At 59.3% G+C, this 13,596-nt stretch carries 6 protein-coding genes; 4 read left to right on the top strand and 2 right to left on the bottom strand.

All coding sequences use genetic code 11. The features are described 5' to 3' along the window. Nucleotides 1-193 precede the first annotated feature (193 nt). The 4 genes from IEX75_RS12105 to IEX75_RS12120 all read left to right on the top strand — a co-directional run bounded on the left by IEX75_RS12105 (nt 194) and on the right by IEX75_RS12120 (nt 7,593). A complete protein-coding gene (locus IEX75_RS12105; protein ID WP_268236478.1) occupies nt 194-2,806 on the top strand; it encodes a bifunctional aspartate kinase/diaminopimelate decarboxylase in 2,613 nt (870 codons plus the stop codon). Between the two features lie 102 nt (nt 2,807-2,908). Continuing rightward, nucleotides 2,909-4,258: a UDP-N-acetyl-alpha-D-muramoyl-L-alanyl-L-glutamate epimerase gene (gene murL / locus IEX75_RS12110; RefSeq protein ID WP_188794578.1), complete on the top strand. Its 1,350-nt coding sequence runs from the start codon at nt 2,909-2,911 to the stop codon at nt 4,256-4,258. A gap of 1 nt (nt 4,259) precedes the next feature. Beyond that, nucleotides 4,260-5,618, top strand: coding sequence for a UDP-N-acetylmuramoyl-L-alanine--D-glutamate ligase (gene murD, locus IEX75_RS12115; RefSeq protein ID WP_188794579.1), 1,359 nt, complete (start codon nt 4,260-4,262; stop codon nt 5,616-5,618). A gap of 358 nt (nt 5,619-5,976) precedes the next feature. Then, nucleotides 5,977-7,593, top strand: coding sequence for an MASE1 domain-containing protein (locus IEX75_RS12120; RefSeq protein WP_188794580.1), 1,617 nt, complete (start codon nt 5,977-5,979; stop codon nt 7,591-7,593). 429 nt (nt 7,594-8,022) lie between these two features. On the opposite strand, the gene IEX75_RS12125 is transcribed toward IEX75_RS12120, so the two are convergent. After that, nucleotides 8,023-10,107, bottom strand: coding sequence for a M13 family metallopeptidase (locus tag IEX75_RS12125; protein ID WP_188794581.1), 2,085 nt, complete (start codon nt 10,105-10,107; stop codon nt 8,023-8,025). A gap of 123 nt (nt 10,108-10,230) precedes the next feature. Then, the gene (locus tag IEX75_RS12130) at nt 10,231-13,581 is read right to left on the bottom strand and encodes a GH92 family glycosyl hydrolase (RefSeq protein WP_188794582.1); all 3,351 of its coding nucleotides are present in this window, start codon (nt 13,579-13,581) and stop codon (nt 10,231-10,233) included. Between the last annotated feature and the right edge of the window lie 15 nt (nt 13,582-13,596).

Consider the following 13,596-nt stretch of genomic DNA (forward strand, 5'->3'; position numbering starts at 1 on the left):
GCACCCCAACCTACGTCGCTTCGATTCATTCCTATGGCAACGGCGGTCTCTCACCCCAGCCCCTCCTCGCCGGCGAGAGGGAGCAGAGGGATTTAGCCATCCAAACGCTATGCCAAATTTTCGGTTGCATTCCACCTGACGCAGCGCAACACTGGTGGAATTGACTTTTCCCGCAACCCTAGACAGAGAAACCGTGACCTCGAACGCCCCCGCGCCGCTTTCTGCCGGCGCACCCTGGATCGTGATGAAGTTTGGCGGCACCAGTGTCGCCACCCTGCCGCGCTGGCAGAACATCCGCGAACTCGTAGCCAGCCGCCGTGCCGAAGGCGCGCGCGTACTGGTGGTCGTGTCCGCGCTGACTGGCATCACCGACGCACTCAAACAACTGTGCGCCCAGGAAGATAAAGGCAAACGTATCGAGGCGTACAAAGCGATCGCGCAGCGCCATTACGACCTGCTCGATCACATGCAACTTACCATGCCGGAAACGCTGGCCGAGCGTTTGCGCGAGCTGGGCAAACTGGCCGAAGAAGGTCCAGCGGTGATGGGTGAACTCGCGTGGTCTGCGCTTGTGCAGGCGCATGGCGAGCTGATGTCCAGCGCCCTGGGCGCGGCGTTTCTTTCGCACACCGATCTATCCACGCAATGGCTGGACGCGCGCGATTGTCTTGCCGCGATTGCCTTGCCCAACCAGAACGAGCGCACCAAGTTGCTCTCGGCGATGGTCGAGGCCAAGCCCGATCCCGCGTTGAATACGCGCCTGGCGCAGCTTGGCGAAGTGTTCATCACGCAGGGTTTTATTGCGCGTGAATCGCAAGGCCGAACCGTGCTGCTCGGTCGTGGCGGCTCGGATACGTCCGCCTCGTATTTCGGTGCACTGCTGAAAGCGCAGCGGGTGGAAATCTGGACCGACGTGGCGGGTATGTTCACCGCCAACCCGCGCCAGGTGCCTGGTGCGCGCCTGCTGCAGAAACTCGATTACGAGGAAGCCCAGGAAATCGCCTCCACCGGTGCAAAGGTGTTGCATCCGCGCTGTCTGTCACCGCTGCGCGAACCGCGCGTACCGATGCTGATCAAGGACACCAACCGTCCCGAGCTGGAAGGCACGGTAATCGGCCCGGAAGTGCGCGAGCATGCGCCTAGCGTGAAAGCAATCAGCGCGCGCAAGGGGTTGACCCTGGTGTCGATGGAATCGGTGGGCATGTGGCAGCAGGTCGGTTTCCTGGCCGACGTGTTCGCACAGTTCAAGCAGCACGGCTTGTCGGTGGACCTGATCAGTTCGGCGGAAACCAACGTGACCGTATCGTTGGACCCCACCGAAAATCTGCTTGATTCCGATGCCGTCGCGGCACTTGCCAGCGATCTGGCGAAAGTCTGCCGCGTAAAGGTGATCGCGCCATGCGCAGCCATCACCATGGTTGGTCGTGGCATGCGCTCGATGCTGCATACACTGTCCGGTGTGCTGGCGGAATTCGGCCAGTTGCGGGTGCATCTGATTTCGCAATCGTCCAACAACCTCAACCTCACCTTTGTGGTGGACGAGAGCGTGGTCGACGAACTGGTGCCGCGTCTGCATGAAATGTTGATTGCCGCGGGTGCCTTGCGTACCGACGACAGCGCCTTGTTTGGTTCAAGCTGGCAAACCCTATACGGCAGCGGTGAAACCGTCACGGCAGCGGATGACTGGTGGCGCAGCGAGTGCCGCGATCGCTTGCTTGCGCTTGGCGCCGAAGCCACGCCGCGCTACGTGTATCACCTCTCGACTGTGCGCAAGCAGGCCCGGGAGTTGAAAACGCTCACGGCCGTGGATCGTTTGCATTACGCGGTGAAGGCCAATACGCATCCGGCCATCCTGCGCGCGCTGGCCGAGGAAGGTTTCGGCTTCGAATGCGTCTCGCCCGGTGAGTTGAAGGCGGTGATGGCCGTGGTCCCGGAATCGGCGCCGTTGCTGTTCACACCCAACTTTGCGCCACGCGACGATTACGCGTGGGCGTTCAGCACGCGCGCCACCGTGTCGCTGGATTCGCTCTATCCGCTGGAACACTGGGGCGACGTCTTCCGCGGCCGCGAAATCGTGCTACGCGTCGACCTTGGCCGCGGGCTGGGTCACCACGAAAAAGTACGCACCGGCGGCAGCGGCAGCAAATTCGGCCTGCCGGTGGATCAACTGGATGCTTTCCTGCGCCTGGCCGACGCCCACCACGTGACGGTACGCGGCCTGCATGCGCACCTGGGCTCGGGCATTCTCGACGTCAAGCACTGGAGCGAGGTGTACAGCCAGCTGGCCAGCATTGCCGAACGCATCGGCAGCGTGGCCTTCCTCGATATCGGCGGCGGCCTTGGCGTGCCTTCGCACCCGGGCGAGGCGCGGCTGGATATCGCCGCACTCGAAGAAACACTGCGCAAGGTCAAGGCCGCCTATCCGCACTACCAGCTGTGGATGGAGCCGGGCCGTTACCTGGTGGCGGATGCCGGCGTGCTGATCACCCGCGTCACCCAGCAGAAGGGCAAGGGTTCGTGGCGTTACCTCGGCGTGGACACCGGCATGAACAGCCTGATCCGCCCTGCGCTGTACGACGCCTGGCACGAAATCGTGAACCTTACCCGCCTGGACGAACCGGCCACCGCTCTCTATCAGGTGGTCGGCCCGATCTGCGAAAGCGGCGACGTGATCGGCTCCGACCGCATCCTGCCCGAGGCGCAAGAGGGCGATGTGGTGCTGATTGCCCAGGCCGGTGCTTACGGCAAAGTGATGTCGTCGCCGTACAATCTGCGGGATGAGGCGGAAGAGGTCGTTCTCGAATAGCGGCGGGAAGCTGCTGTTCCCTCTCCTCGAAGCCCACAGCTGTCATTCCCGGGTGAGGGCGAACACTCGCGACGTGTCAGAAACAAAGCCGGAGTTTTCTGAGTGACCCAACCGATCCAACCCCGCCTGACCCAGGTCTTCCACTTCGTCCGCGCAAGCTATGCCGACGGCGTGGCCGAGCTGGTCTATGCCTTCGACCACGGCGAGGAATTGATCGAACGCGTGCGCTTCCCTGCGCCGCCCGCATTGACGCCCGAGCGCAAGCACGCCTTCAACGCCGCGCTGAAACTGCTGCACCTGATTGCCGGCATCAGCTACTACAAAGCAGGCGTGCCGCCAAAAATCGAAGTGGCCGATGATCATCTCGACGATGCCACGGCCAATCTGCTTGACGATTTGTACCTGCACGGCCTGGCCGAATTTGCCTATCGCAACGGGCTGGACTTGCGCGGACGCATTGCCTTTCCACGTTCAGGCGAGCCACCGGGCAAAGTGGAAGCTGCCGTGCTGCATCTGCCCAAGCGCACGTTGGTACCCATTGGGGGTGGCAAAGATTCGCTTGTTGCCGTGGAAGCGATCAAGCAGATCGGTAGTGAAGCCACTGCGGTATGGGTAGGCAATTCACCGTTGATCGCGGCATGTGCCGAACGCACCGGCCTTCCCACACTCAACATCCAGCGCGAACTCGCCCCTGGATTATTCGAACTGAATCGCCTCGGCGCCTGGAACGGCCATATCCCGGTGACGGCGGTGAACTCCGCCATTCTTGCCGTAGCTGCCGTGCTCTACGGCTTCGACAGCATCGCCTTCGCCAATGAGCGCTCTGCATCCGTGGCCACGCTGGAGTACGAAGGTCAGCAGGTCAACCATCAATGGAGCAAGGGCTATGCGTTCGAGAGGCTGCTCAGCGACTGGTTGCATACGCACGTCGCTGCCGATCTTGATTATTGCTCGCTGCTGCGCCCGTACTCCGAGCTTGCCATCACGCGTGCGTTTGCCAGGCACACGGCCTATTTCGACGTCTTCTCCAGTTGTAACCGCAACTTCAAAATCCTCGGCCCCAAGCCAGCCGATCGCTGGTGCGGCCAATGTCCGAAGTGCCACTTTGTTTTCCTGGCGCTGGCGCCGTTCCTGCCGAAACCGCGCCTGCTCGCGATTTTCGGCCGCAATCTGCTCGATGACGATTCGCAGGCTGCAGGCTTCGATGCACTGCTGGAATACCACGACCACAAACCCTTCGAATGCGTGGGCGAGGGCGCCGAAGCGCGTGCTGCGATGTATGCCCTGAGCCAGCGGCCGGAATGGCAGGAAGATGCGCTCGTCGCGCGTTTCCGCAGCGAAATTCTGCCGCAACTCGATGTCTCAGAGCTGGCGCTGGAGCCTTGGCTGCAGCCTGCCGGCGAGCATCGTGTGCCGGAGCGTTTGCAAGCGGCGCTAGCGACCATCGCCTGATATGCGCATTGCCGATCTTGCCACGCAGCGCGTAGCAATTTGGGGCTTCGGCCGCGAAGGGCGCGCTGCGATTCATGCGCTTCGCAAGCGTCTTCCCGAATTGATGCTTGCGCTCTACTGCAGCGAGTCGGAAGCGGCGGATGCGCAGGCATTCGATGCGGCGTTGCGCGTCTACCCCAACGAACCGGATGCCGTAGTACTCAGTGCCTACGACATCGTCATCAAATCGCCAGGCATTTCTGCCTACAAACCCGCCATCATCACGGCGCAAGCGCAAGGTACGCATTTCACGTCCGGTACCGCGCTCTGGTTTGCGGAGAATCCGCAAGCACGCGTCATAGCGGTGACCGGCACCAAGGGCAAGAGCACCACTACCGCGCTGATCGCGCACCTTGCTCGCGTGCAAGGCGTGCGCACCGCGTTAGCCGGCAATATCGGTTTGCCCTTGCTGGAACTGCTAGACCAACAAGCCGACCTGTGGGCCATCGAGCTGTCCAGCTTCCAGACCAGTGAAGCTGGGTCATTGGAGTTGGGCGTCGTCACCAGCTTGTACGAGGAACACCTCGACTGGCATGGCTCGCGCGAGCGTTATGTGGCCGACAAGCTCAAACTGGTGGACAAGGCCAATCAGCTGCTAGTGAATGCTCAGCAGTCATCGTTGTTGGAGAAGACGGCTCATCACCCGCATCGCTTGCTGTTCGGCCAAGCGGATGGCTGGCATGTGGCGGAGGACGCCATCCGTCATGGTGAGCAGATCGTGTTCCCGCTGCAGCGCATGTCGGTTCCCGGTCTCCATAACGCTCTCAACGCCTGCGCTGCACTCGCTGCATTGGAAGCCATGGGCGTGGATGCCATGGCCGCCGCAGAAGGGCTGGCTTCGTTCCACCCGCTGCCGCATCGCTTGCAACCGCTTGGCGAGCGCGATGGTGTGCAGTGGATCAACGACTCCATCAGTACGACACCGCAAGCGACGCTTGCAGCGCTGGAAAGCCTGCACAATCGCGAAGTAACCGTCATCGTCGGCGGACACGACCGTGGCCTCGACTGGACACCCTTCGTCGAAGCGGTCAAATCGCGCAAGTCACTACGCATCGTGGCGCAAGGCGCCAATGGCCCGCGCATCGCTGCTACGCTGCGCACCGCCAAGTCGGACGTACCGCTAGGCGATGTCGATCATCTGGCAGATGCCATCGAAATGGCCCGCACCATCACGCCTGAAGGTGGCGCGGTGTTGCTGTCGCCGGGTGCGCCGAGCTTCGATCAGTTCCACGATTACGCCGAACGCGGACGGCGCTTTGCAGCGTTGGCGGGATTCGATGAGAAGGCCATCGTGGGCATCGAAGGCCTCGGCATCGCCTGACGCGCCGAGGCGAGTGTTGGGCAGCTATCAGCTTCATGCCGCAACCATGGTTGTCGTGTATCGCTTATGCACGAACCATCAAGTCACTTGCCATGGCAAGTGGGCTTGTTCTCTTTTGTTCACTTCGTACGCTTACGTCATCGTTATCTCTGACTAGTCCGAATTTGCGCAAATACCTTCACATGTATTCGATGATCCCTTATAGGGTCTGGCTCAGACATACCGTAGTTTTTCACCATTCCGCATCTTTACGAGCCGTGGGTTGATTGGCTGCCTCGCGTGATTAGGTAGATCGCGTTGTAGCTGCTTTGCAGGAGGATGAGAAGTGAGAAAGGGATGGCGAGAGAATGTGTGGTTGATGCAGATAGCAGTCGCGATTGGTTATGCGCTTGCTTATTTGGCGGTTCGGCCATTCTCGGATGCGCAGTGGACGCTTACATCGGGGCTTCGTGTTACATGTTTGCTTCTAATGCCTTATCGCTTTTGGCCGGCTTTGGTTGTAGGTGAAGTTTTTCCACTGACATGGTGGAACTATGAAGCAGGTTTTGGCTACGGATGGACCTGGGTACTGGTGGCATCCATTCCGCCCATCGCCATAGGGATGCCAATTGCATGGTGGTGTCGCAAATGTCTGGCGCTATTCCCTTCACCTCGCTCGATCAACATAAGCGCTTTGTTGCAATGCCTGTTGTGGCTGTCAACAATCTGGGCGCTGATCACCCAATTGTTGTATCTCACGGCCAAGTTACCAGCTTCAGAGGAAATAGTTGGTTCAGCAGTCGGAGCCGTGGCGTACTTCCTTGGCAGCTATCTAGGCATGATTACCATCTTGCCGTGGGCGTTGCTGGCTAGGCTGGAGCAATGGCAAGGGAAGTGGTGCTTCAAGCTTCAGCAGTTGTTTGCCAGTCGCGTGACACACGACATGCTCCACATCGTATTGCCTCTGATGGGGGCTCTCTTTGTGTTAGGTCACGTTGATCAGGGAGAGATTGGGAATGTTGCGCGGGCGGCAATGATATTGCCTGTTGCATGGCTTACGCTTAGGCACGGATGGCGTGCTTCATTGGTGGGAAGTGCCTTTGTTGCAACGTGCGTCAGCTTGAGGTCTGCTCAAAAAATAGACGTAAGTATGGTGCAGGAGCAGTTATATTTGGTCATTGGAGTGGCCTGTCTATATGCGCTTGGCGCGTGCATTTCCGCGCAAAAGCAGCAGAAGGATCAAGTCAGAAAACGTATGTTGCAAACGCAACGAGCTGCGAAAAATAGTTTGAATTTTGACGAGAGACGTTTGGAGCAGGCTTCTCGTGCGCTGGAGTCTGTATTGGGCGTGCTGGAGATTGAGCAACTGACTGTTTCAGAGAAATTGCGGCATATCGCAACAGATACGGAAAGAAGGGTTTACGACAAACAGGCGAGCATGCTTCAGCAGCGGATATACCACCTGGCGGAAAGCATACATCCCAGTGCTTGGCGCCAAGGTGGAATGCAAGCGGCACTCGGTGATTCCATCGGGCGAGTGCTGCATGAGGTTGGACTATCGTATCGCTTCAGTCCCAAGGGGCGATGTTCCCAGGATCTGTCGCCAAGCATACAGGCGGCCATTTACCGGTGCGTCTGCTCGGCCGTGGCATCCATGAGTTCAGATCTTACGTGTGCAGCTATTGATGTGGTCATGCGTACAGGCACGACATATGGTCATCGCTGGGTTATGTTGCGTATCAATGGGTCACTTAGCGAGCTGTCTATTGCGCGGAATATTTGCCTTGCAGCAGAGCGCGGGCGCGTGGCGCCGAAATTGGGCACCCACGCGCTCGATTTCCAGGATTTACGAAACCTTATCCGATTGTTTGATGGTGATCTGCGTATTCGAGAAGGAAAAGATATGGTGCAAGTTACAGCGTTGTTATTCGATGGCTTTCAAGAAGCGAAGGAAGGCGAATTGACCTTCGCGTCTCCTAGGTTATGGGTCAGCTGAGTTATTGGATTTGAAATCTGCCGCCGCCTGCGCAACCGGCGCCAGTGCAAGTAAGGATTCCCACCAAATTTTGTGTGGTACTGGTCGCCTGTGTCGCCGTCGCTGACGAGCTGCTCGTCGTAGTCTGCGCAAAGGAAATAGTCGACACGCCAGCAGTGAGAGCGAAGGCAGCAATGGCTTGACGAACAAAACGGCTGTTAATGCGAATCATGATGTATGTCCTTTACGTTGGTAGTGGAGGATTTCCCCTGCGCGCTCAATGTAACAAGACGCGTATTACGGAAAAGACAGCGCAATTCGTCTTGACAGGTCCTCGTTCTGTGTGCTTTTCGGTAGGTTTGCTGAAAATCCGTTGAGCGTTTTTTGCTCGATAAAAAAGCCGCACTCCAAGGAGTGCGGCTGATCGCGGTTTTTCGTTTGGATTGATGCTTACCAGATCTTCACGCGGTCATCCGGTGCGAGATAAAGCTTCTCGCCCGGCTTCACATCAAAGGCGTCGTACCAGCCGTCGATATTGCGCACCGTCAGCGCGCGGAACTGCGCGGGTGCGTGCACGTCGGTGGCTAGTCGTTGGCGCAGTGCCGCGTCGCGGATCTTCGAGCGCCATGCCTGGCCGAATGACAGGAAGAAGCGTTGATCGCCGGTGAGGCCATCGATGACCGGGGCGGGTTTGCCACCGAGCGACTTGTGATAGGCCGCATAGGCAGCAGTGAGACCGGAGACGTCGGCGATGTTTTCACCCAGTGTCTGTTGGCCACTCACATGCAACCCGGGTAGCGCTTCATATTGGTCGTACTGCTTGACCAGCTTCTGCGTCGCAGCCTGGAAGTGTGCGGCATCTTCGGGTGTCCACCAGTTTTCCATCCGACCTTGCGCATCGAAATCGGCGCCGGTGTTGTCGAAGCTATGGCTAATTTCGTGACCGATGATGGCGCCAATGGCGCCGTAATTGGCGGCGGCGTCCGAGTTTGGATCAAAGAACGGTGGTTGCAGAATGGCGGCAGGGAAATTGAGGGCGTTCTGCAGCGGCAGGTTCACCGCATTGACCGTCTGCGGCGTCATCCACCACTCGCCCTTGTCGACCGGCTGGCTGAGCTTGGCAAGTTGATGCTTGTATTCCAGCGCTTCGGCGCGCTCGTGATTGCCGAGCGGATCGTCCGCGCTGATCTCAAGCGTGCTGTAGTCGCGCCAGGTATCCGGATAGCCTACGCTGACGCGCAGGGTGGCAATTTTCTCTTTGGCCTTTGCGCGCGTAGCGGGCGTCATCCAGGCCAGCGTGTCCAGGCGCTCGTTGAAGGCAGAGACGATGTTCTTCACCAGTTCTTCTACTTTCGCCTTGGCAGCCGGCGGGAAGTAGTGCTTCACATAGAGCTGGCCAACCGCATCGCCGAGGTCGGTGTTGGTGGCCGTGACCGCGCGTTTCCAACGATCCTGCTGCTTGGGCGTGCCCTGCAGCGTCGTGCCGTAGAAGTTGAAGCTGAGATCGGCATAAGCCTTGGGCAACAGCGGTGCGGCACTATCCAGTGCGTGATAGCGCAGCAGTTGCTTCCAGGTTTCGAGCGGTTCGCTGCTCACCAGCTTGGCGATGTCAATGGTCGCGGAAGGCTGCCACACGTCGATTTGCTTTTGATTGTCCAGGCCGGCGGCTTTGAAGTAGGCGTCCCAATTCAGGCCGGGTGCCTTTTGCGCGAAATCAACGATGTTCCAGACATTGTTGGCCTTGTGCACGTCCTGGCTGTCGACCAGGCTTTCCTGTGCCTGCGCGATCTTGGTTTCCAGCGCGATGATGGCCTTGGCTTGTGTTTCGGCATCCGGCGTGCCGGCGAGCTTCAGTAGCGAGGTCACGTACGTCTGGTATTGGGTGCGTGCTTCGACCATGTCCTTGTCTTGCGACAAGTAATAGTCGCGGCTGGGCATGGCGATGCCACCTTGCAGCAGGTAGGCCATGTTGCGCGAAGAATCTTCCAGCCCCTGTGTCACGAACAGGCCGAACAGATGCTCGGTATGGAAGTTGGTGGCGTTGATCGGGTCGACGTCGGAGCGCATCTCGCTACCCAGCGCGCTGGCGAGATCGTCGCGAGTTTTAATCGCATCGATCCGCTCGAATGCGGGCTTGAGCGGAGTGAGGTCGAGCTTGTCGATGTTGGCCTCATTCATGTAGGCCGCGTAGTAGTCGGCGATCTTGCGCTCGTTGGAACCAGTTGCTGCGTGGCCTTGTGCCAGATTGCGGATCAGCTGCGAGGTCTGTTTCTCGGCGAGTTGGTAAACCTGCAGGAAGGTACCGGTGCCGGAGCGGTCGGCGGGGATCTGCGTGTTTTTCACCCAGACGCCGTTGGCGTAGTCGAAGAAGTTGTCGCCGGGTTTGACGGTGTGATCGACGCCTTTTAGATCGATGCCGATATCCGTGTGGCTCGCTTTGGCTGCTGGTACGCCGTCCGCGATGGCAGGCGTTACGGCCAGTGCGCAGGTACTGCTTACTAGCGCGGCGGAGAGAATCCATCTGAATCGCTGCATGGCGATCACCTTACAAGTGGGAACGAGTTCCCCACCTTAGCGGCCTGCAGGGGGCTTGTGAGCATGACTTTCGGGCTAGAAACCAGCCCTCTCCCCGGAGGGGAGAGGGCGTAAGAAGCAGCGTCAATGCCCTAACAGGCCAATCTCTGCCAATGCCTTTGGCGCATCGTTATCAAATCGCACGCGGTAATACGCATGTTGCCCCGGCTGGTGAATGGCGAAGGCTCGTGTTTGCAGCGCCCACGGGAAATGCTCATCCTTCCGCGTATCCAACACCGTCCAATGCTGCCCGTCATCGGACGCTTCCAACGTCCAGCTTGATGGTGCCGCTGCGTGCTTCGCTGAAGTCAGCGTATACATCGCCACCGTATGCGGTTGCGGGAAATGCCAGCTCACCATGGGATGCGCGGCGGGCAACTGCGCTTCAGTATCACTGGTGTGATCGAACAGTTTGTCGAGATCGGCGATGACCGGTTCGTTGCCAGGCTCACCTTGTCCCGGACCGACGAGATCATGCATCGGTGCAGGTTTGCCGCTAGTTGTCAGCGAAGGCGGCAAGTCCTGCTCGTCACTGCCCCAGGTCGAAGGCTTCGGCCCCATCACGAAATCCAGCGTGGCACCTTGTTCGAGCAGTTCGTGCGGCAAGGTGAGCTTGCTCCACGGCCGGCCATTGACGCGCAGGCTTTGGATGTAGCGATTGGTGTCGCTCACATCCGGCGCATTGATGACGATGTGCTTGCCGTTTTCCAGGGCGATATCCATATGCGGGAAATACGGTGCGCCGATCACGTATTCCGGCGTACCCATGCGCAAGGGATAAAAGCCAGCGGCGCTGAACAGCCACCAGCCGGACATCTCGCCGTTGTCCTCGTCACCCACATAGCCCTGGCCGATGTCGCTGCCCAGGTACAGGCGCGAGAGCACATCGCGAATCTTGTCCTGGGCTTTCCACGGCTCGCCCGCGTAGTCATACATATAGATGATGTGGTGCGACGGCTGGTTGCTGTGGCCGTATTGGCCCATGCGCACGGCCTGTGCCTCGCGCATTTCGTGGATCGGTTCGCCGTAGCCGCCGACGTGGTAGACGCCGGGCGTGGTGAAGAACTGGTCCAGCTTGGCGGCGAGTGCTGCGCGTCCGCCATACAGCGCAGCGAGACCGGCACCATCCTGTGGCGAGTGGAAAGCCATGTTCCAGGCATCCGTTTCGGTGTAGTCGTCGCCCCAGCGCAGTGGATCGAAGTTCTGCTTCGTGTAACGCCAATGGCCTTGTGCATCGCGGGCGACGAAGAAGCCGATGTCCGGGTTGTAGAGGTTGGCGTAACCCAGCGCACGGTCGTGGAAGTAGCTGGCGTCCTCTGCGTAGTTGGCTTGATAGGGATCTTGCGCACCGCTGCGCGCAGCGAGTGCGCTGGCCAGGTTGCCGATTGCAAAATCGGCGATATAGCCATCCATCGACCAGGAAAAGCCTTCCTTGATGGCATAGTCCGTATAACCGTTGAAGATCGAGCGTTGCAGACCTTTTCGCCCAGTGCCTTGGAGCGGGCTGACTACCGTCGCATCCTTCAATGCCGCCTTATAGAACGACTGCACGTCGAAGTTGTGCACGCCTTTCAGCCATGCATCGGCGAACGCCACATCGGCGCTGGTGCCAACCATCAGATCCGCATAACCCGGCGACGACCAGCGCGCGATCCAGCCACCGTCGCGGTATTCCTGCACGAAACCGTCGATGATCTCGCCGTCCTGTTTCGGCATCAGCAGCGCATAGGCCGGCCACACGGTGCGGTAGGTATCCCAGAAGCCGTTGTTGACGAACACCTTGCCGTCGACGATGTGCGCACCGGTCTGCGTAGGTGTGTCTTTGCCAACGGCAGGCGAGAATGGGCTGGCATAGCGATACGCCGGCTTGTCGGCCGTGCCGGTGTTCTCGTACGCCGAATTGGGGTACATGAACAGGCGATAGAGATTGGAATACAGCGTGACCAGCTCGCCGTGGCTGGCGCCTTGCACGTGCACGATGCCGAGCTGCTTGTCCCACACGTTCTGCGCACGTTCGCGCACATCGTCGAAGCTTTCCTGCGGTGCGATTTCCAGTGCCAGATTGTGCTTGGCCTGTTCCAGGCTGATCAACGAGGTGGCGATGCGCACGTTCACCGTTTTCGTCTTCGAGGTGTCGAAGCCGAGCCAGGCGGTGACGTGATCGCGGCCTTCGCCGGTAAGTCGTCCGCTTTCAGTGACCGGTTGATCAACGGTGGCGTAGAAGAACAGACGTGTGGCGCCAGTGGAGAGCACGCTCTTCACATCGGAGTAGCCGCTGAAGCTGCGACGGGCGGGATCGAGCGTGATGCCGCCTTCATCCGTGCGATTGTCGAACACCAATTGCCCGCGCTTGCCGGGAAAGGTGAAGCGCAGCATGGCGGCGTGATCGGTGGGTGTCATCTCACCAACGATGCCGTTGTCGAATGTCACCTTGTAGTAATGCGCATGTGCGATCTCATGATCGTGGCTGAAACTGAGCGCGCGTTTTTCGCGGTTTGCACTCGGCGCGCCGTTGGTGACCGCCGCAGGCATCATCTGCAAGGTTTGCCGATCGCCCATCCAGGGGCTGGGCTCGTGTGAAAGTGAGAAGGCTTCGATGCGTGGCCGGTTGTTGGCATCGTTGCGCTGCTGGTACTGATACATCCAGTCCGAACCCGCATCGGTCACCGGCGTCCAGAAATTGAAACCGTGTGGCAGCGTGACCGCAGGAATGTTGTTGCCACGTGAGAAGGTGTAGCCGGAGTTGGTGCCACGCAGAATGTTTACATAGTCGCTGGGCCGTTCGTTCGCAGCGTACTCGGGGGCGGGTCCGATGCGCAGGTCGTCGAGAAAACCCTGGAAATTGGCCGCAGGGCCGTCATGCATCAGCACGATGCGGCGAATGCGTCGGCCTGCGGCGACTTTGCCCACATCGATCGTGAGCTTGTTCCATTGATTAACGTAAACCGTGCGGCTCTTGCCAAGCGCATTGGCGTTAGCAGCGATGCGGTGCTGGTCCTGTGCCAGGCTGCTGGAAAGGCGTGTACCGTCGTCGAACACGAGATCGATGGCGACATACGTGGAGGGATCATCGAGTCGATTCGCCACGATGCATGGAAACAGCAGATAGGAAAGCTGCGTCGTCGACTGGACCGGCAGATCCACGTTGAACAAGGTTGTTTCCTGCTTGCCGCCGATCTGCCCTTGGTAGTGCAGTGAGTGCAAGCCAGTGAAACCGACGCCCGGTTTGGCGCTGTATGCATCGTCCGTCGACGGGCCGCCGCCGACGTCCACGGTGAAACCCGCCTGGTTTGAAGCTGCCAGGGGTGCAGGCTGGCCGGTTTCGAAGGAGGTGTAGAACGCGCCGTTGCCATCGGCACTGACAACCGTGGTGCAGCAGGCAAGCGCGAGCAAAAGCAGTTTCTGCCGGGTAGAACGAGCAGTTGAGCCTGGCATCTGATGACCCCTGTT

This window comes from Dyella nitratireducens, assembly GCF_014642835.1.
Taxonomy (GTDB): domain Bacteria; phylum Pseudomonadota; class Gammaproteobacteria; order Xanthomonadales; family Rhodanobacteraceae; genus Dyella_B; species Dyella_B nitratireducens.

Bases quoted from the DNA above. Each gene is read 5' to 3' on its own strand.
- IEX75_RS12130 (WP_188794582.1), bottom strand. From the start codon at position 13,581: ATGCCAGGCTCAACTGCTCGTTCTACCCGGCAGAAACTGCTTTTGCTC.
- IEX75_RS12120 (WP_188794580.1), top strand. From the start codon at position 5,977: ATGCAGATAGCAGTCGCGATTGGTTATGCGCTTGCTTATTTGGCGGTT.
- murD (WP_188794579.1), top strand. From the start codon at position 4,260: ATGCGCATTGCCGATCTTGCCACGCAGCGCGTAGCAATTTGGGGCTTC.
- IEX75_RS12125 (WP_188794581.1), bottom strand. From the start codon at position 10,107: ATGCAGCGATTCAGATGGATTCTCTCCGCCGCGCTAGTAAGCAGTACC.